Origin of the sequence: Paenibacillus sp. RRE4 (genome assembly GCF_031844205.1) — a bacterium.
Classification (GTDB): Bacteria; Bacillota; Bacilli; order Paenibacillales; family Paenibacillaceae; genus Paenibacillus; species Paenibacillus xylanexedens_B.
This window is the reverse complement of record NZ_JAUZUT010000001.1, coordinates 227,930-247,224: the sequence shown is the minus strand read 5'-3', so window position 1 is coordinate 247,224 and position 19,295 is coordinate 227,930. Positions and strand designations below refer to the sequence as shown.

Below are 19,295 nucleotides of genomic sequence, written 5' to 3'. Positions count from 1 at the left end.
TTCATTCATTCATTTATTTATTTATTTATTGCCAAACTTCCTGTACAGCTGATTGAAATATCCGATTTAAGACCTCAATCTCCACAGTCGCTTGTCCTTGAATCTCCGTAGCCAGTTGCTCTACATGTGCAATTTGAGCCGTAATGTACGCTTGAATGGCCGGAAGTTGCGGCTCCATATCCAGTTCGTCTCCGGCTTTCTTCCGGCGTAGCAGATCATGAATTTCCGTATACAGGGATGTGTCCGCTGGGACCAAGGTCTCAACGAGTTTGTCAAAAGCCATCGGCGGCATGGTTTCATAACGTTCAATCCAGCCACAGGCCAGCAACGGGCGCAACACATAAAAGTATTTTTTGATCTTCACCTGCTCGCCCTGCAAGTAATCACGGAAGTTTCCCCTAGCCATGTTCAGGTAATGGTACATACATGACTTCGGTGAAAACGTCAGCGGTGACAGACTCCGAATCTGCTCAGCTACGCTATACTGCTCATCATATTGAATCGGGGACTGTAACCACTCCAGCAGCGGCGGGTTAGACTTGCGAAACAGCTTCAACGCTTTGCGTATATCCCATCCGTTAATATCCAGCTGGTCGCTGATCGGACGTTCAATCACATCACGTTGGTCTTCAATCGACAGATACCACTCCAAAGGTCTGACATAAATAAAACGCACATCGTAGTCACTGTCTTGCGAAGGAAATCCCCATGCCCGACTGCCTGACTCACAGGCATAGATAATGCGAACTTGCTCCTCCTGCTCGATCTGCGCGAGTTGCCTCGCGATGATGTCTCTCATCGCCTGATCTACATCAGTCATATCTGCGATCCCCTCTCTCTGCCTTGATTTAAAGTGTTATTTTTCGCACACGCTCCGCAATCGTCTCATATCCGGTTGCGGTTTCTGCAATATATGTCAATACTGCCTCACTCCAGCCATAGATGTAAAAAGTCTGACCATCCCGCGGCGGAACCATGGCCTGCCGGTAAGGGGTAATATCTACAATGAATGCCTGCAGCCCCGGATTCATGGCGCGTCGATATCGTTCTAACTCGGCATAAAATGGACTTCCTTCATTCTGCTGCTCATCCGTAATCATAATGATGCGATCCACCATCTCTTGAGATTCTCTTAGCTCTCGGACAGGTCTTCCCGTATCGGTTCCGCCTTGTGCACGAATCCGATTAGCCTGCGCCAGAATACCCTCGTCCAGCTTGGGGCGGGCATCTTCGACCTGTTGATCGAACAACCAGAACAAGGAGTTGCCCTGCGTTTGTTTGTATAGCGCCAGTGCAAGCACGGAACCGATACGTAAGTAGTCTCCCTGCATAGAGCCTGAGCGATCGAGAAAAATAGCTGTTCTTCCCGGCAATCGTGGCAGATTGTGCACGGACAGCTCTACGGCCTGTTGCAACGCCTCCCGGAATTCTGGCCGCTCCACCATCTCATACGCTTTGACGAAGCGAAAAGGCAAAATCCGCGATTGACGCAGTGCCTCGACATCCGTCAGACGACGTGTGACGTAAACGATATTTTTCTTTTTGGCAAAAACTCCGGCACGATCCATCGCATTTAAGTGACGCAGGAGCGCAAACATCGGCATCTGGAGCATCAAAGCTTCCCAAATCGGACGCGTTGGCTGAAGGATCGAGGTCACGACCGAATACGGCAGTTTCCCTTTTTCAATCTGGTGGAGCTGACTGGCAGGGTTACGTGTCGTTTTCAGTTTCTCCAGTGCCTGCAGTTGCGGAAGGTCCACCAGACTGGTCTCATGTCCCCGCAAATAACGGAATAAGGCTTGTTGCCTCTCATCCTTCGGCTTGGGATGTGCGGTGACGATCATATCGCCCAGACTGTACCCACGCCCTCGTCCATTATATTTGATCGCCCAGTATTCGCTGATTTCGTTCAGAAACTGATTGACTTGACGCTTCACTGCACGTCCTCCCTCTCCCCGCCCGCTTCCTCTAAGGATCGTCAGAAAATCGGCCAGATCCGCTGGCGTCTTCACCACATGAGAGAAAACCTGTGCGAACTGTTCCGGATTAATCTTGGACAATACTGCCAGCCCATACAAAGGCTGTAGCCGCATGAAGCCTTCATTCCGAGCATATACCAAAGCCTTCGCCATGAAGTTTGCATCCAGTTCCGCCATCTCCTGATGGCTGCTCCCCGCTTCTTGCATCAGCTGTTGCTCATCCGCATAAAACGTATTGTTCAGCGTATTCGTCGTCAACATCTGTATATATTGTTCCTCGACCAATCGCTCATAAGCTACATATCCATCATGATTATGTACTACAGATTGAGGTGTATTAAATAATGATTTGGCTCTACTCATCACACGTAACCTCCCTTCGGGTAAAATGCTGTGCTTCATCTATGCGATACATTTGATTATCTTCATAAACGCTTTGGGTAATAGCTTCTGAATCTAACGTTGTTGGTTAACGTTTCTTATAGAACTTTCCGAGGAAAAAGGGGGAAGGTTTTACCTGCTCTACCGCTGAGCTACACCGCCATAACCGGCGGCGATTGGATTCGAACCAACGACCTGGTCGATTAACAGTCGAAGTAACCCTCCCAGGCGCCTCGGAAATCAGATCAGCCGGGCTTCTTCACCGCCCCGCTTCACATCCTTATTATGCATGGAAACCCTCAACCACGAACATGGTGAAAGTATGGCGACTTGCCGTGAATTAGAGTGAGTTGCAGTAACTTGGAGGGAAGTGAATGGTAGTAAGTTGAATTGAAATGATATGGATTTAAGCGAGATATAGCAACTTTGCCATGAAAGCAGACGTTTATCTTGATACAATACAAAGATCACAGTCCAATCAGGAGTGAGAGCTATGGCTAAAGAAAGCTTTGATAAAGAGATTCAGTTTCTGCGGATGCTGTCTCTGACCCGTGGCGCATATAACCGTCAGCAGTATGCCAAACGACTTGGCATTTCTGTACATACCTTTGATAAAACACAGCGCAAGCTGCGTGACATTCGCCAGAGCCTGACCGATCAGCACACAGACAGTGAAATGGGCTCAGAGATGGCCGACCTTGCCCGTTTCCAGTACGGCGAGTCTGCCGAGCCGCTGCTACTATTTCTTTTTCGCGCCAAATCCATGAAAGAAACCGAAGTGGAGCGCTTGTCCGTCATTTTACATACCCTTCAAGACTCCGCGCTGACCGCGATGGAATTACTGGATGCCTGCTGCGCCGATTTGCCGGAAGAACTGGCCCTGCCGGATGAGAAAACAATCCGTTCGGATCTGAAGTATTTGGAGGAAGTGGGTGTCGTTCGTAAAGAGCCGGGCGGACGTCCTTATCGTTATTCGTTACAGCAGGATGTGCTGACACGGCTCACCCCGGAAGAACAGCTGGAGTTATACGACTTCGTTGATATGATGGCGAACACACAGGTTCCATCGGTGCAAGGATATCTATTGCGGGATAGTATGAAAAAAGTAATTAAAGCCAGTTATCCGCAAGAAGAAGCGACGGAGCCATATATTTATAAGTATCATTATTATTCACGCATTCTGGACGAGGCTCATCTGTACCCCCTGCTTGGGGCAATTCGGCAACGCAAACGAGTGCAGTTCCAGTATTTTTCGCCGAAGAAACCGTCCAGCTATAGCTCGCAAAATACGAACCCGAAATTCGAACGCGAAGCTGGCGGAAGCTCCAATCGGATCATCCCGATTGAAGTCGTTTACGATCACCAGTACGGGCGCTGGTATGTCATCGGTTATCAGAGTCGGCGGAGATTCATGAAGTTTCGGATGGAGGGCATTACCCAGCTGGAGGAGCTTCAACCTATTGAAGAAGAGCATATGCTGGCTTTGAAAAGAGAATGGGCCGACATCAGCCGGTACAGCTGGCTTGTTGATACTGGCCGCACCGTGACGGTGCAAGCACGCTTTTTCCACCCGGGAGATGGTCAGCGCAACTTTATTCTGGATCGCGTCCGGCTACAGGGACAATGGGGAACCATTACACCCGAAACGGATCATAGCTTTTTGTATGAGATTCAGGTCAACGGTACAACAGAGATCAAACCTTGGCTACGCAGTTTTGGCTCAAGCTGTGAGATTCTGGCTCCGCGTAAGCTGCGTGAGGAAATGATCGAAGAATGGAAGGAGATTGCGGCGTATTATGAACCTGTTCGAGAAGATGTTCAACTACCAGATCATGACGAGACTGAATGAAACCGGACTGTTCACCTGGACTTCGCAGGAACGAGCCTGGCTCCGTATGATGATCGAACATCCGGCTGCACAAGAAGCGCTAAACCCGGCGACGTTGACCAAATTAAACCATATGCTGGACGGGGAAAAGCACTTGAATCTGCAAGATTACCTCACGGAAAAAGCAAAAAGTGAAGAGAGCAGTGTCTCTCATCCCCTGCTGAGGCCGTTACGGCAGATGATCCTGAACGGTGAGGGGTTTCAAATGACTGGTCGTATCCGTAACGGACGCACAAGCCAGGAGCAGTTCGGGTTCCCGTATAAGCTGGAATATTCCATGGTCAAAAAGGAATGGTATGTGCTCTGGTATGCCCCGCACTTTGCCAGACTAATGTCCACCAAACTGCATAGCATTACGAAGCTGGAGCCCAGATCCATTAAACCGGAGGCCGCATCACGCTACAAAGCGAGCATCGCCCTGATCACGGAGAAACGTAAAACGACGATCACGATCGAGGTTTTACCTGAGTTCAATGCGGAGTTGTCCCGTATTCTCTATGCCTTCTCTTGCTTTGAGAGAGAGGTTAAATATAACGAAGCGAACCATGTATACCGTATTCTGCTGACGGTTCCGCGAAACGAGGTCGATTACGTGTTGTCCAAGATGCGTTTTCTCGGTAAACGTGTTCGCATCATCGATCATTCGGCTCTGCAGGAGCGCATGTCCGAGACTGCTGCCAAGGTACTGGCACGATATGCGGACTCCGAGTCCAAACAGCTGGGCCATGAAACGGCTGCCCAAGGTGATTAGCGTAGAAAGTAGCTCTAGAACAATTGGCTCAACAACTAGGCAATTTCATCCGATATGACGAAAGATATACAGCAAAAAGGACGAAATGCGATTAGGATGCGATTGACCTGACCGTTACTCCTTCGGTCTGGAACAGATCAATCACTTCATTTCGTCCTTAATTTCCGATCTACGTAGCACTGCTACTACTGGCTGCTCTTCGTCTTTTGTTAATGGCGTGCACGCCCATGACCACAGCAACCAACTCATACGTGTCTAGATGCTCTGACTGATTATCCAGCACAAATGCCCCTGAGCTAAACCAACCACTGGTACGGCGGAAGCTTACTACGACACGGCCCACCCCGTCAGTTACATCATATTCCTGCGAAAATGCCGGGGCAGATACATCATAGATGCCACGTGAGCCCGCATCGTACTCATACTTTTTGCTAAAAAAGCTGAATCTTGCTCTCAGCAACCCCAGATGTGTGCCATCTGATGCGGTCACGTCCCAGCGATTGGTCAACATGCGGAATTTGCCGCTGCAGACCAGACCATTTTCATCCGATACATCAAGTGATGATCCAAATACACTTTTCAAATCCAGGTGTCCTGCCCGCTCCTGATCGGCATTCAAAATTTCGGTATATCCGGCGTTGAAAAAGTTATCTCTGAAGTACAATTGCATATCGCTCTCCCCTTCCCGATGTTGTAATGTCTAAAGAGGCTCATCAGGCGAATCTATCTTCAATTACCCATTCGCAGTTATTATACATAAATTTACGTATTCAAACTGGAATAGGGTGCATATATCCCATCATTTCTGCCAAAAGAAAAAACGAGCAGCTCCGCCACCCGTTATATCCATCTTGTTTTCTTTTGCTAAAGAAGGGATCAGACTTCCACTTTTTTTGTGTTCATATAGATTATCCCCCATACGAGGAGCGCGGCCAGTGCCATTTCAAACACCGTGGTCCCCCACCGTCCATCCGCCCATATGACACCGTTAGCTGAAAATGAGATGCCCGTGCTTTCTTCGGTGAACTGAAACAGATCATTCGGACTGAACTTTCCTGAAAAAATAACATTTTCCAACCAGCTAAGCAGGTTAATCAGAACAATGAACGTTACAATCCCGATCCATGGGCCTGTTTTCCAGCGGAACGTTCCAGCCACGCTGATGGAGAAAAAGATCATGATCGTCATAAACAGAACAATCCAACCTGCAAAAAACAAAGTACTCCATATCTCAGCTACACTTATGTTGACACCGATATATTCAGACAGATCAAGCCCCAGCTTCATCGTAATGTAAAGGTAAGCGTGGAGGAGGCCTATCAGCAGCAAGCCCAGGCCGCAAATTGTACCAAAAATGATAGGTGATAACACATGAGACAGACCCGTGACCGGGATCAGACGACGATTGTAGGAGCGGATGTTGGCAGCGTAGGTTTTTATCGTCTTCACATAGATGGCTACTCCCGCTCCGACGTATGCCATGATGCCTAACACATTTGCAGTAACACCGGACGACACAAATACCATCAGACCCAGTTGAACAATAATCAGGATGACCAGTCCTGCCAGCAGGGTGTTCCAGCTTCTTCTAAAATCATACTTCAACAATGTCATCATTCTGCATAGACCTCCTTGAACATCTCATCCACACTTTTTCCATGCTTCAGCCTGATTGTCTCGACTTCCTCATGCATAACTACCTTGCCTTCACGAATAAAGACCACTTCATCAAAAATGCGTTCAATATCATTTACCAGATGTGTGGAAATAATCAGGCTGCTGTCTTCGTCGTAAAATTTAACGATCGCATCCAGAATTTTGCCTCTGGCTACCGGGTCAACGCCGCCGATCGGCTCATCCAGCAAATATAACCGAGCCTTGCGAGACAGTGCCATTGTTAACTGCAGCCGTTCATTCATACCTTTAGATAGATGACTGACACGCTCATCCTCGGCAAGATTCATAAACTCCAGCATCTCTCGTGCCTTTTCTTCATCAAAATCAGCATAAAAATCGCGGTAGTACGCGATCGCATCCCGCACTTTCATCCACTTCTCGGTTAACGGACGATCCGGCATGAATGAAACGAGTGATTTTGTCTCCAGACCGATTGGCTTGCCAGTAACCTGAATGCTACCGCTAGCGGGATGTAGCAAACCTGCGACCAGTTTCATCAGTGTACTCTTTCCACTGCCGTTGCTACCAAGAAGACCTACAATTCGTCCTGGAGCAATATTCAGGGAGACATTGTGTAACGCCTGTTTACGCCCATATGTCTTGTTGACCTGATTAAGTTCAAGAATGTTACTCATGTGTCTTCTCCCCTTTCCCCTGACTACCTTCTGCCAAAGCATCCGTCACGATGGACACAATATCCTGTTCTTCGATTCCAAGCTCTTGCATTCCGGTCAGGAAACGATCCAGCAATTCGCCGGCCATTTCTTTCTTGATCATCATGATTTTCCTCTCCTCACTTGTCACATATCTGCCCAAACCCCGCTTCGTCTCAACCACTTCTTCACGCTCCAGCTCCTGGAACGTACGCTGTACTGTATTTGGATTAATCTGCAGTTCGGCAGCCAGTTCACGAACCGAAGGAATTTTATCCCCTGCCTTGAGGGCTCCGGTTACAATCTGTCGTTTGATATATTGCATGATCTGCAGATAGATCGGTAAATTATTATCAAATTCGATAGGCACGATGTTTTCGCTCCTTTCTGTATTGGTGTGTTGGTTACATAGTACACTAGTGATTTAGTATTGTAAAGCCCGTTTTGAAGCATCATCCGAGCGCAATAAAAAAAACAGGTCTCAAAGACCTGCCCTCTAAGCTTATATGTTAATTGAAAAAGGCTATTACGGATTAGGAGGCCTATTTCCCCAACTCTTTATTGCTTCCTCCTGTTCAAAACATGTATTCTGCCTCCCTTACCATGCTGCCAATGATTCATCATCATAAGGTACAGTTCGTCGATCGGCAAAGTGATACTGCTTTGCGCAATACTGATGGTTGCATCCACCATATGGCTATTTGCCGTCATCAGCTTGCGCTTCATCCCGTTATGACGCTCCATAAATGCTTTCTCATCCTGCAGTTTAACCCCAATCATTTTTTGCCCCATCAGCTCGTACATAAACATATGTTCAATTTCCCTCCAGGCTACTGCCCCGCCTGAGGTATAAGAAGAAGAATCGACAAACCCCTGTTCATTGATGACAAAGGAAGGTTCTTTTCGGATCATCTTTACCAGGCTGTAGAAGAAACATATGCCAAAGAAGAGGACAGATAACAGACCAAGAACACTGGATATGATGGAAGCACCTGCACCTGAAGATCGGTCAAACATCAGAAAGAATCCGGCACTCACAAAAAGCGCTGCCCCTGCCGTAATCCAGGCCATTCGTTTCCTGCTCGGATATTCCACATGCTGTTCATAAGATGTATTCAAGCGTAACTTCCTCCTCCTTGTGACTAAATCATGTGCAGTTCAAAACAGGAATAGCATTGTACATTAAACCATTCGGCCTAATCCTAAACATTCCCTCTGCGTTTATTCCTTCCTTGTAAAAAAAACTTAACGTCTTTCCATTCGGGAGGTTGTTGTCCTGTACTTGTCTTTCCGTTAATATAAATGGAAAGCTTAGGAAATTATCCAATCAGAATATGTGGGAGGACAAGCGATGAACGAGCAACGTGGCATGACATCGGAAGATTTGTACCAGCTTACATGGGTTAATGATCCAGTCCCGTCTCCCCAAGGCGGACATCTGGTGTATGTTAGTCGGCAAGTGAATGAAAAACATGATGGTTACCACTCACACCTAAGACTACTTCATCTGCATAGCCGGAAGGACAGACCTTTCACTTCCGGAGAAAATGATCATTCCCCAGCTTGGTCACCGGATGGGACACAGCTCGCTTTTATACGCGAAGTGCATGGAAACTCCCAGATATGGCTCATGGCTTCGGATGGCGGAGAAGCGCAGCAGATCAGCCACCTGCAACATGGCGTCAGTTCCTTCTTATGGGCACCGGATGGCGGGACTCTGCTTGTAAAGTCTTCTGTGGAAATGAATGCAAATATAGATGAGAAACCGGATTCAGCGTCCGCGGAAGGTAGCGGCGAAGATAACAAAGAAAGTTCACTGCCTCAAGAAATCATCGTGGACCGAATTCGCATGAAATCTGATGGCGGCGGAATATGGAATGGAAGACGTTCCCATCTCTATATTATCGCGCCAATCAGCGCAGAGGCTATACCTGTAACGACAGGTCACTATGATATCGGGGATTATGCCTGGTCTCCGGATGGAAAACGTATCGCCTGGATCACCGAAATGCCCGAAGAAGATGCGAATCATAGCGACTTTACGTTGACCAATCATGTGTATACAGCGAGCCCTGATGGGTCAGACATACAGCAATTAACCCCGGAAGGATATACCTTCTATCGGCTTAATTATGCACCTGACGCGCAATCAATCGCCCTGCTCGCCAGTGACCGCTCTTACGGCAATGCTACCCTAGTGAAGCTGTATACACTCCCGATATCGGGTGGAACACCTGAATGCCTGAGTGCAGATTGGGATGTACAGTTGAACCACAGCCTTGTTGGTGATATGCGCTCCCACCTCGTCACGACAGGTCCGCTATATTCACAGGATGGCTCTTCCATTCTGTGTCTAGCTACGATACATGGCAGCGTGCGTATCGCTAGATTTGCATTAGATGGAAGTGGTGCCGATTACCTTTTGCGAGATGAGTGCGAGATCTATCAGTTTGCGGAGCTGGCGCAGGGCCAGATCGTCGCGGCTGTTGCGAATACGCAACAGCCCGGTGACTTGTATCTGTACGAACAACCGGGAGACCCCGGAACCCGGCCTATCCGTCTCACGAACAGTAACCCGCAGCTAGAACAGGATATTTGGCTTAGTACGCCGGAGACTTTCTGGTTTGACTCGTCGGATGGGCTACAGCTACAAGGTTGGATCATGAAACCTCATGGTGTCGCTCAGGGGGTCAAGGTTCCGACGATTCTTGAAATTCATGGCGGCCCGCATATGATGTATGGTTATACTTTTATGCATGAGTTCCAGTTCCTTGTCGCTCAAGGATATGCTGTTATGTATATCAATCCGCGTGGAGGGCTAGGTTACGGTCAACAATTCGTGAATGCCTGTCGGGAAGATTACGGCGGAGGGGATTACCGAGACCTGATGGAGTCTGTAGATTATGCTTTGTCCCACTATGCCTTTATTGACCCATCCAGACTGGGCGTAACTGGCGGTAGCTATGGCGGGTTCATGACGAACTGGATCGTGGGACATACGAACCGCTTCAAAGCCGCTGTTACCCAGCGTTCCATCTGCAACTGGTTGTCATTCTACGGCGTCAGTGATATCGGATATTTCTTTACAGAAGATCAGATTGGCGGTAATGCATGGGAGGACACGGAAAAACTGTGGAAACATTCTCCGCTTGCTTATGTCGGCAATGTGCAAACACCACTGCTTATTCTTCACGGCGAACAGGATCTCCGCTGTCCCATTGAGCAAGCTGAACAATTATATGTTGCGTTGAAACGACGCAAGCAGACCACCCGGCTCGTTCGTTTCCCTGGGGCAAACCATGAACTATCTCGCTCCGGTAATCCACATCTAAGGGTACGACGTTTAGAGCATATCGCCCAGTGGTTCAACGAATATCTGTAAACTCCCATGGAAGTTGAACGAAAGGCTTTTACATGGATCATTTAATTCATTTGGATCTTTTGGATCAATTCAGTGATTACAAAAATTCGGATAGCCGCAGGTTATACTCCAATTTCGCAACCGGATACCTTGTGCATCGAACAAAAACAGCCGATATGCCTGTAATCACGAATCATTACAGGCATATCGGCTTGCTTTTTTTAAGAATCAGACAGCATACGAATTTGCTTATTCTTCTCCCCAGATGACCGTCACTTCATTCAAATCCTTATCGCTTGAAGATGCGTTACCTGTAATCGTTACAGCGTACTTGCCTTCCTCACGACCTAAAATGCTGAATTCGTCAGCTTGAATATCCTCACTGTTTTGAGTCAGGTTTTTATTCTGATAATAGTTTTTGTAGGATGAAGCGAGAGTACTCAGGCTCTCCTTGGATGTATAAATCAGCACTACCTTTTTGTTTCCATCTACAACATTCTCAATCAGGCTGGTCGCTTTTGCATCTTTAGGCAATGGGAAATCTGCTGGCAAGTACTTGGATTTCACGCCTGAAGCTTGTGTGTTCGTACCTGTCGATGGAGATGAGGATTGACCGCCGCCAGTAGATGCAGACCCTCCTGATGAGCTTGAAGCACCTATGCTTACCTTATTATTTTTGGCGTCATATTTCACTTCTGTATTTAAAGCTTCCGCAATGGAGCGAGCCGGAAGGTATGTACTGCCTTGATACGTAATGGGCGCCAGTTTTTTGCCCTGATCACCTGTCGGTGTAAATTTTTGTCCGTTTACTTCGATGGCAAGTCCGTGATTCAGATAAGCTTTGATCGTTTCCAGTTGCGTGCCTGCGTAAACACCTGCTGATCCCGTTAACACCATACCAAATACGCCTGCTGCAATCAGCCACTTTTTATTTTTCATGTTCCTTCGCCTCCAAAGTTCAGTATAATTAAGTTTGAGTAATACATATTGAGTTGAATAACCGGGTGATAAAAGATATCGTTCGGATGAATTCAGTTCATATAACAATGAGTTGTATAAATAAACCTTCAACTCCCCATTCATGTTAGCCATATCATAAGTACTTGATGGCAGGTTGTAAACGATATCTCGATAAATCAGGACTTGGGTCATATAAAAATGGTTTAGAAGTTGCGAAAATACAAGATGTATTAGATAATGATGTCTTGTTTATAGGACCTAACAACGAATGAATGAACCAGGGAGGACTTCTTTGAGATGACAAATCAACATTTGTTTGATACACGGATTGACCGATTATCTACCGGTTCCGAGAAATGGGACGGGCTTGAACCGTTATTTGGTGTAGCGGATGCACTTCCCATGTGGGTAGCCGACATGGATTTTGCCGCTCCCCCTGCTGTTATTGAAGCATTACAGGCCCGGGTAGAGCATGGCATCTTTGGTTACACCCTGCGAACCGAGACCTATCATGCAGCCGTCACAGACTGGATGCAACGCCGTCACAACTGGAAAATCAATGCAGATTGGATCGTATTCACGCCAGGCATCGTACCTGCGCTCAGTATAGCGGTACAACAATTTACTTCACCAGGAGATGCAGTAGTCATCCAGACCCCCGTATACCCTCCCTTCTATGATGTCGTGAGAGATCAAGGGCGGGAACTCATTACGAATCCACTGATCGTAGAACATGGAAAATACAGCATGGATCTGAATCATTTGGAGAGAAGTTTCCAGAATGGAAAGGTCAAAATGCTGATTCTGTGCAGTCCTCACAATCCGGTTGGACGAGTATGGTGTCGTGAGGAACTGGAGGCTCTTGCATCCCTGTGTCTGAAATATAATGTGCTCGTCGTATCGGATGAGATCCATGCTGATCTGGTGTATGAACGTGGAACGCATACGCCGCTAAGTCTGATCTCAGAAGCAATCGCAGATCGTAGCATCATCTGCACAGCACCGAGCAAAACGTTTAATATCCCCGGATTAAGTTCATCAAACATTATCATTCCTGATGCCGAATTGCGGGAACAGTTCGCCAAAGGCGTGCGTACCATGGGGTTGTCCAGTATCAGCACACTGGGAGCCGTAGCAACCGAGGCGGCGTATAACGGTGGCGAAGACTGGCTTGATCAGTGTCTTGCCTACATTCGGGGCAATATGGAGTACGTGCAGCAATTCGTTGCATCGCATCTGCCAGGTATACGTGTATACCTTCCTGAAGCCACCTATTTGTTATGGGTTGATTTCCGGGAATTAGGGTTGACTCATGCGCAATTAAGCAAGAAACTTCTTCATGAGGCAGGACTCGCATTCAATAGCGGGGTTGTATTCGGCAAAGAATATGCCGGATTCATGCGCATCAACGTAGCCTGTCCACGTGCAACAGTTGAAGAAGCTATGCGCAGATTATTAGTTCTGGCAAATAGATAAATAAATAGAGGGTGTCCCAGTCGTCATGTCATGGTTCTTTTTTCATGGTGAAGCGCTGTGACATCCTCTTTTTCTACAATGGCTATTTCAACTTGAATTTTTGTATCTTCAGTTTTCTTTTTTATGAGCCTGAATAAATTGCACGGATGCCTGTAGCGCCTGCTGTGCTGCTTCACTTCCCAGATCGAACTGGTAATCATGTCCCAGCTTCTCCGGAGATGATTGAAAAAATAACGTTTCTGTCGTGACCCCCTGCCGCTTCAGCACTTCCGCGAGTTCAATTGATTGTACGGTCAAAGGATCATCATTACCAGAAGTAATAAATGATGGTGGAAACGCGGCTGTAGCCTGAAGTACCGTTGACATTTCGTCCAGATGTGGATCATTTTCGTATGCTTTGTTTCCCGTATATGACCAGAGGAACGTTCGCATAAATGGAAAGCCTGTGCTCTCGACAGTATGCAAATGATAAGGCCCACAGAACAAAAGTGTTCCTCTTAGCTGTTCAGACTCCACTGATGGCGTTATATTCATTTGTTTTGCCAGATTGGGATTCGTAAGCAGTGCCGCAGTCTGACTAGCAATCTGGGCACCAGCCGAATTACCGGCAAGAAACAGGTTGCTCGGATCACCCTGATATTCACTTACATGATCTCTGATAAATGTTAGAGCTTGAATGGTTTGCACCACGGGCACAGGGTATGTCGTATTCGGCGCAAGTGCATAATTCATGCTGACCACCACATGACCACGTTTGCTTAACTGCACCGCATAATCGGCTATGTCTTTTTTATCACCCATAACCCAACCGCCGCCATGAACCCACAAAATGACTGGCAAGGGTTCGGTTGTTGCAGAAGGATAATAAATGTCCAGCTTACTGTTGCTTCGCCCTCCATCTGCATAGGCCACATCGGTAACACGAGTTATCCCTTCCGAAATAAACGATTCCTTGTCGCTTTCCTTTGTAGTAAACACCCCAATCCCTGTCTTTAGCAAAAAGACTGTTATTCTGGGTGTGAATTGTGAGCCCATCCCTACAACACCGATAATCAGAAGCAATAAACTGATGGGAATCCAGTAACGCTTTCGTTTCAAACCCGTTTTGGTCTCTGTCTGCACCGCCCTGCACCTCGCTTCATGTTCGATGAATGGTTCTGTTATAGAGGTGTACGCGCCAGAAAAAATCAAGTTTCTCTTATGCAATTTTCTTGCAGGATCAGGCTCCTTCATTGGGGTCTGTTGTGAATCTCTTTGCTTACTTTAACGTAGATCGCAGACACCTTTTGCTCTAATGTATGAACATGTTCGCTCGCAACCGTCCATCTCTCAGCCGAAGAAACCAAAGCATTCAGAGTACTTAATACACGTACAGGTTCACCTTTTTTCAGAGATTGTTTGAAGTTCCGAAGCGCATCCGAATACCGTTCTCTGGACAAACTGACTTGTTTCTTGGCCGTTTGAATCTGCTTTTTTACAGCATTTGTGCCATTCAACATCGTTCGCAGCCGCTTCACCTCATTATTTTTCCGCTTCCGTGCTTCAGCAAGGCTCAATTTCTTTGTACGAATATCCTCACGTGCCAATTGCACCAAGGGTTTTAGCGTGTCAGCCTGTGTACGAATGGCCGAACTCCACTCTTTGCTCTGGAGAGCTTTGGCAGCAGACAATTGTTTGTTCAGTGAGCTATACAGTTTGAATAAGGGTTCGTATCGTGCCTGCGTAAGTTCCACTGCCTTCTGAAGAGCCGCCAGTTTCGCTCCATCGGTATTACTGATCGCCTTTCGAAGTTGCACCAACTCAGCAGCGCTCGCTGTATGTAGTTGCTTGGCCTTTTGTTCCCACGTCTCTTTCTGGGAAATCCATTTCCCGGCACTTTCGTACGACTGCTGTAAAGAACGTTTGGTTGATGCATCCGCCTTATTCAATACCGTGTTCCAGGCTTTCTGCGCGGTGACATTCAGCTCAATCCCCTCGCCATGAGCCGTTGCTGTACTCCACATCATTCCAATGCTGAATGTTATAACAAACATCATGCTCAATCGTGATAAAAGGGAATGTCCAACCAGCATCTTTAACCAAAATTGAATATACAGCACCCATTTTGAATGTCCCATCCACATGTCCATTGGTTGCTTCGGCAACGTAAGTTGCTCTACCAATCCTCTCTTCTCCGGTCTTAAATACCTCATCCTCCTGCACCCCTTTTTCTCCAAATTAGTATGGAATCCCGCGCCACGTTTCGATCTGCATTTAACGCTCAATTCGGCGAACGACAAAAAAAGCACCCGCAAGTCAGGCCTATGCCTGCTCTTACGGGTGCTTCCCTCATGAGCCGTTCCATATAAGATTCGATGAATTAAAGCGTAGCTTGAATCTTCGCTTTTTCTAATATATTCCATAAGAATCTTCTGGTCAAGCTAAATGTTGAAACACTAAGAGTTCGTAACACATATCTATCTTCGATTGTTTCTGGATTCAGACTACAAATGCAAAGAACAACAACACGTTATAGCTCGCTTAAGATGGTTTTCATATCCTCGGTGAGATCTTCCTCTTTTAACATCATATAGACATTCTGACCTTTGTTAAAATTAAGCTTGATCTGATAGAAGATACCCTGATCGGTATAGTAACCTGATCTTTGGCGCTGAAGCAACTGGCTGATAATTTCTTTGTTTTTGGTCGCGACTTTCTTCTTCCCTGTTAGACTTTGATCTATTAATTGTGGGTCAGGATAGACTAGTGTAGCTTTACCTCGGCTATCGATCTCTTGTTTAATAAACTGGGCGGAAGCAATTTCGTCTACAGACACCTGCAACTGGTCATACAACTTGTTCTCTTTAAGCCAAGCAATCAAACGGGTGTAGGTTGGTTTAATCTCATATGTGGAGCTCAGATTAGGATTATCTAATATCTGCTTATGCGATTCATCCCGGTAATTCTGATAAACCTCAGCTGATGCATATGACTCCCAATGAGATTTTTGATCTTCATACGTTTGATTTAAAATTTCTGTTTTCAAGAGTGCCTTGAATTCACGAATGAGCTGAGGGTCACTGATGTATACAGCGCGATCACTAGTTAATCTTGACCGGATACCAACGCTGTGAACGTCATTGTCGAGTGCATAGGTTCCATAACTGACTACTTTATAATCCTCGAAGTTTTTCATATTCTGAAATTCTTGTTGAAAATTGGTCTCTTGAACGGTATATTGTCGCGATATCGTCTTTCCATTCTTTAACTTATAATCAATCCTGACACTCTCTTGATCGGGTATAATCTGATTCTGCCCCCTGTCATTCAAGCTCTGTCTGGTGTCGACAATCTTATGATGAAGTGTTAGGACAGCATCAATATATCCCACAGAGCTGGAGTAGAACTGTTCGTCATTCAGCTTTACAATCTGATTATCTACATAGATCCTTTGGTCCCCGCCAATACGAACCTTCTCGACGTTATCTTTCGAAGGTACATTTGTCGCATAACCATTCCAGTCTGCGACAGGCACGTAAAGAATAAGTGCAGCTGCAATCCCATATACAGCAAACTGTGGTAATAAGCTGCGGTTCCAGATCAACCAGGTTTTGCGAATAATCATCTCGGCTCCAACGTATCCCGCAACGCCTCCGATGATATATCCTGCGACGCCCCATTCTTCGGTGTTTCCAGGTGAAATCATTGAAAAATATGCGCCACTAAGCAAAACAATAGTGAACATCAATCCAAAACGGAAAATCGGTTTTACGATTTGGAATGTAATGGCTTGCGTTGCCGATTCCACATGCCGCTTGCGGTACAGGAGATACGATAGAGTAGAGAGTACCACTGTCAAGGTAGCATAGATTCCAATTTCGCCCCATCCCGGAATCGCATAACTTAAGCTACCCATACGGGAGATTGGAGAAATGGTCTCTATTTTGAATCGGAAAATGTCCACCGGATAACCATACAAAAAACGCTTCAGATGCATCTCAAAAGTTCCCCAGAAAATTAATGGAATCAGGCTGATACCATACACGGTAAGCCCTTGTAAGATCGACTGTCCAATACACATGCCCACCGCAACGGTCAGCGTAAACATGAACAAAGAAACAATGCTCATTGTTACTCCCCACATCCAAACAGCAGTACTGTCAAAACTGAACGTGGGCTCATCTAAAACTGCGGATACCCACCCGGTAACTCCAGCTGTAATCCAAATAGGAATCAGTATCATCGCATATCCGGTCATCAGGTTCATCGTGAGCATATGGTTACGTTGCAAAGGCAAACTATGATACAAATCCGCCGGCCCACCTGCTTGAATGTAACGGAACAGGAACAAGGCCATCACAACGGGAACCGTAATGGCCATTAGCCAATGAAATTCTCCGTTTGCTCTAAAAAGGCTGTTGATTTCCTCAGTATAGTCTCGATACTGTGTACCGATATACAACGGCAACGAAACTAATAAAAGTAGCAGATAAACAATACCTAGCCAGCCATGCTGCCTGAAATTTTGGTGCAGGATGCCGCGGTTAAAGTATAATCGGTTGAATGTCATACCCTGCACCCTCCATTTCATAGATAAAAATCTCCTCCAGTGTCAGCGGCAACACATCCAGCAGATACGGATCATGCAAACGAAATTGTGCCGTAACATCTTCACGATGACCTTTAACAATATACAAAGAGACACTTCCTCTTTTTTCTTCATGCAAAATATGAACTTGTTCTTTTAATAAATCGGCATGATCCGGGTGGCGGAAGGCAACCTGAATCTTATGTGTATCAGCCTTAAGGTCATCCAGATCCTTCTGCACGATGATTTGGCCTTTGTGCATGATCGCTACATGGTCACAAAGATCTTCAATCTCCCGCAAATTGTGAGACGAGATGATAATGGTCACTTGGCGCTCCGCCGCTTCCTGGAACAGCAGGTTTTTGATCTGCTGGCGCATGACAGGATCGAGTCCATCAATCGGTTCATCCATCAGCAACACCTCAGGCATACAGCTGAGTCCCAGCCATACCGCAGCCTGACGGCGCATGCCTTTGGACATGCGATGTAGCTTGCGTTTTACATCTAATTTGAAGACAGTCCCGAGTTGGTTGAAACGTTCCTCGCTCCAACTCGGATAGATTGAACGATAGAATGCGGCCATATGAGTAATCGAAGATTGCGGGAAAAAGGTTGGCGAATCCGCCATAAAAATAGTGCGGCCTTTCAGGTCTAAATTTTCGTAAATTTCGGCTCCGTTAATGCGTACCGTTCCACGGTCTTGACGATAAATGCCGGCAATGATTTTGAGCAATGAAGTTTTGCCTGCCCCGTTGGAACCGAGCAAACCATAGATCGATCCCTTATGTATGTACATGGTTACGCCATCGACGGCCTTTTCCTGTTCAAAAGCTTTGATAACTTGATTCAGCTCAATCATGAGGCACCTCCTTCTCTATACGGGCCATCGCTTCTTCGAATAAAAGAATCATCTCCGCCTTGGTTAAACCGGAAAACGAAGCTTCGGCAATCAGTTTCACCAAGGATTCTCTGATCTCGTCTTTCATAGCCTCCTTCGGATGTTCCACAGATGGTGATACGAAACTTCCTTTACCCTGCACGGAATAAATATAACCTTCCCGCTCAAGCTCACGGTATGCCTTTTGAATCGTATTCGGGTTCACGGTGAGCTGTGTTGATAATGACCGAACGGAAGGAAGCTGCTCATCGGGTTTCAGAATACCGTATACGATCATTTCTTTGACTTTATCCACCAGTTGCTCATAGATCGCCTTCCGGCTACGTACATCCAATTCGAACATCCCGCACCTCCTTTCTTAACTCAGTAAGTTGCCTTGCTTGTTTTGCTGTTAGTGTACTATCTGTACTACTATTAATAATACAGTTAATACAGTTTGTCAATCTTTAACTTTAACTCCATGCGTGAATTTGGGAATAGCAAAATGTATATAAAAATAATCAATATGGTATAGTTGACATATAAAAATGCGCGAGAAAATGCTCATGTTATTGTCTGAAATCATTTCCTAGAAACCGAAAGGGATATCCCTTTGAAATAGAGTTTAGCGAGAAAGATTGGATAGCTTCTACAACCAATCGTTCCTCCTTATTAGGCTGGTGCGATTATGCTCGAAACTGGCCTTGGTGCAAATATGTTCGAAA

At 46.3% G+C, this 19,295-nt stretch carries 17 protein-coding genes and 1 tRNA gene; 4 read left to right on the top strand and 14 right to left on the bottom strand.

What is annotated here, in order from left to right; translation table 11 throughout:
- Positions 1-25 precede the first annotated feature (25 nt).
- From Q9R46_RS01070 to Q9R46_RS01060, 3 genes are all read right to left on the bottom strand, one after another.
- Positions 26-820, bottom strand: a complete 795-nt coding sequence (locus tag Q9R46_RS01070) for a nucleotidyltransferase domain-containing protein (protein WP_311278627.1) — start codon at positions 818-820, stop codon at positions 26-28.
- A 28-nt stretch (positions 821-848) separates the two neighbouring features.
- A complete protein-coding gene (locus tag Q9R46_RS01065) occupies positions 849-2,342 on the bottom strand; it encodes a TROVE domain-containing protein (protein WP_311278626.1) in 1,494 nt (497 codons plus the stop codon).
- Positions 2,343-2,527: 185 nt separating this feature from the next.
- Positions 2,528-2,627, bottom strand: a tRNA-Asn gene (locus Q9R46_RS01060).
- 226 nt (positions 2,628-2,853) lie between these two features.
- On the opposite strand from Q9R46_RS01060, the gene Q9R46_RS01055 reads away from it, so the two are divergent.
- Entirely contained in the window at positions 2,854-4,209 is a 1,356-nt protein-coding gene (locus Q9R46_RS01055; protein ID WP_311278625.1) for a helix-turn-helix transcriptional regulator, read from the top strand.
- Complete coding sequence (locus Q9R46_RS01050; RefSeq protein ID WP_311278624.1) at positions 4,157-4,999, top strand: WYL domain-containing protein; 843 nt, start codon at positions 4,157-4,159, stop codon at positions 4,997-4,999. The genes Q9R46_RS01055 and Q9R46_RS01050 overlap by 53 nt, the downstream gene beginning before the upstream one ends.
- A 169-nt stretch (positions 5,000-5,168) precedes the next feature.
- Here Q9R46_RS01050 and Q9R46_RS01045 read toward each other — a convergent pair whose 3' ends face one another.
- From Q9R46_RS01045 to Q9R46_RS01025, 5 genes are all read right to left on the bottom strand, one after another.
- Entirely contained in the window at positions 5,169-5,669 is a 501-nt protein-coding gene (locus tag Q9R46_RS01045) for an LURP-one-related/scramblase family protein (protein ID WP_311278623.1), read from the bottom strand.
- Positions 5,670-5,875: 206 nt separating this feature from the next.
- Positions 5,876-6,616: a hypothetical protein gene (locus Q9R46_RS01040; protein WP_311278622.1), complete on the bottom strand. Its 741-nt coding sequence runs from the start codon at positions 6,614-6,616 to the stop codon at positions 5,876-5,878.
- A complete protein-coding gene (locus Q9R46_RS01035; protein ID WP_311278621.1) occupies positions 6,613-7,311 on the bottom strand; it encodes an ABC transporter ATP-binding protein in 699 nt (232 codons plus the stop codon). Before Q9R46_RS01035 ends, Q9R46_RS01040 begins: the two co-directional genes overlap by 4 nt.
- Positions 7,304-7,699 carry a GntR family transcriptional regulator gene (locus Q9R46_RS01030; RefSeq protein ID WP_090917783.1) on the bottom strand — a complete coding sequence of 132 codons (396 nt, stop codon included), beginning with the start codon at positions 7,697-7,699 and terminating at the stop codon, positions 7,304-7,306. Before Q9R46_RS01030 ends, Q9R46_RS01035 begins: the two co-directional genes overlap by 8 nt.
- Before the next feature lie 188 nt (positions 7,700-7,887).
- On the bottom strand, positions 7,888-8,448 hold the full coding sequence (locus Q9R46_RS01025; RefSeq protein WP_311278620.1) for an STM3941 family protein: 561 nt from the start codon (positions 8,446-8,448) through the stop codon (positions 7,888-7,890).
- 232 nt (positions 8,449-8,680) lie between these two features.
- Between Q9R46_RS01025 and Q9R46_RS01020 the strand changes: the two genes are divergently transcribed.
- Complete coding sequence (locus Q9R46_RS01020) at positions 8,681-10,711, top strand: S9 family peptidase (RefSeq protein WP_311278619.1); 2,031 nt, start codon at positions 8,681-8,683, stop codon at positions 10,709-10,711.
- Positions 10,712-10,939: 228 nt separating this feature from the next.
- Here the strand turns inward: Q9R46_RS01020 and Q9R46_RS01015 are convergent, their stop codons facing one another.
- Positions 10,940-11,629 carry a stalk domain-containing protein gene (locus Q9R46_RS01015; protein ID WP_186331882.1) on the bottom strand — a complete coding sequence of 230 codons (690 nt, stop codon included), beginning with the start codon at positions 11,627-11,629 and terminating at the stop codon, positions 10,940-10,942.
- Between the two features lie 318 nt (positions 11,630-11,947).
- Between Q9R46_RS01015 and Q9R46_RS01010 the strand changes: the two genes are divergently transcribed.
- Complete coding sequence (locus Q9R46_RS01010; protein ID WP_311278618.1) at positions 11,948-13,126, top strand: MalY/PatB family protein; 1,179 nt, start codon at positions 11,948-11,950, stop codon at positions 13,124-13,126.
- A 108-nt stretch (positions 13,127-13,234) separates the two neighbouring features.
- On the opposite strand, the gene Q9R46_RS01005 is transcribed toward Q9R46_RS01010, so the two are convergent.
- From Q9R46_RS01005 to Q9R46_RS00985, 5 genes are all read right to left on the bottom strand, one after another.
- Positions 13,235-14,248, bottom strand: a complete 1,014-nt coding sequence (locus Q9R46_RS01005; RefSeq protein ID WP_311278617.1) for an alpha/beta hydrolase — start codon at positions 14,246-14,248, stop codon at positions 13,235-13,237.
- Between the two features lie 107 nt (positions 14,249-14,355).
- Positions 14,356-15,318 carry a hypothetical protein gene (locus tag Q9R46_RS01000; protein ID WP_311278616.1) on the bottom strand — a complete coding sequence of 321 codons (963 nt, stop codon included), beginning with the start codon at positions 15,316-15,318 and terminating at the stop codon, positions 14,356-14,358.
- Between the two features lie 317 nt (positions 15,319-15,635).
- Complete coding sequence (locus Q9R46_RS00995) at positions 15,636-17,675, bottom strand: hypothetical protein (RefSeq protein ID WP_311278615.1); 2,040 nt, start codon at positions 17,673-17,675, stop codon at positions 15,636-15,638.
- Entirely contained in the window at positions 17,650-18,552 is a 903-nt protein-coding gene (locus Q9R46_RS00990) for an ABC transporter ATP-binding protein (protein WP_311278614.1), read from the bottom strand. Before Q9R46_RS00990 ends, Q9R46_RS00995 begins: the two co-directional genes overlap by 26 nt.
- Positions 18,545-18,934 carry a GntR family transcriptional regulator gene (locus tag Q9R46_RS00985; protein WP_311278613.1) on the bottom strand — a complete coding sequence of 130 codons (390 nt, stop codon included), beginning with the start codon at positions 18,932-18,934 and terminating at the stop codon, positions 18,545-18,547. Before Q9R46_RS00985 ends, Q9R46_RS00990 begins: the two co-directional genes overlap by 8 nt.
- Positions 18,935-19,295 lie beyond the last annotated feature (361 nt).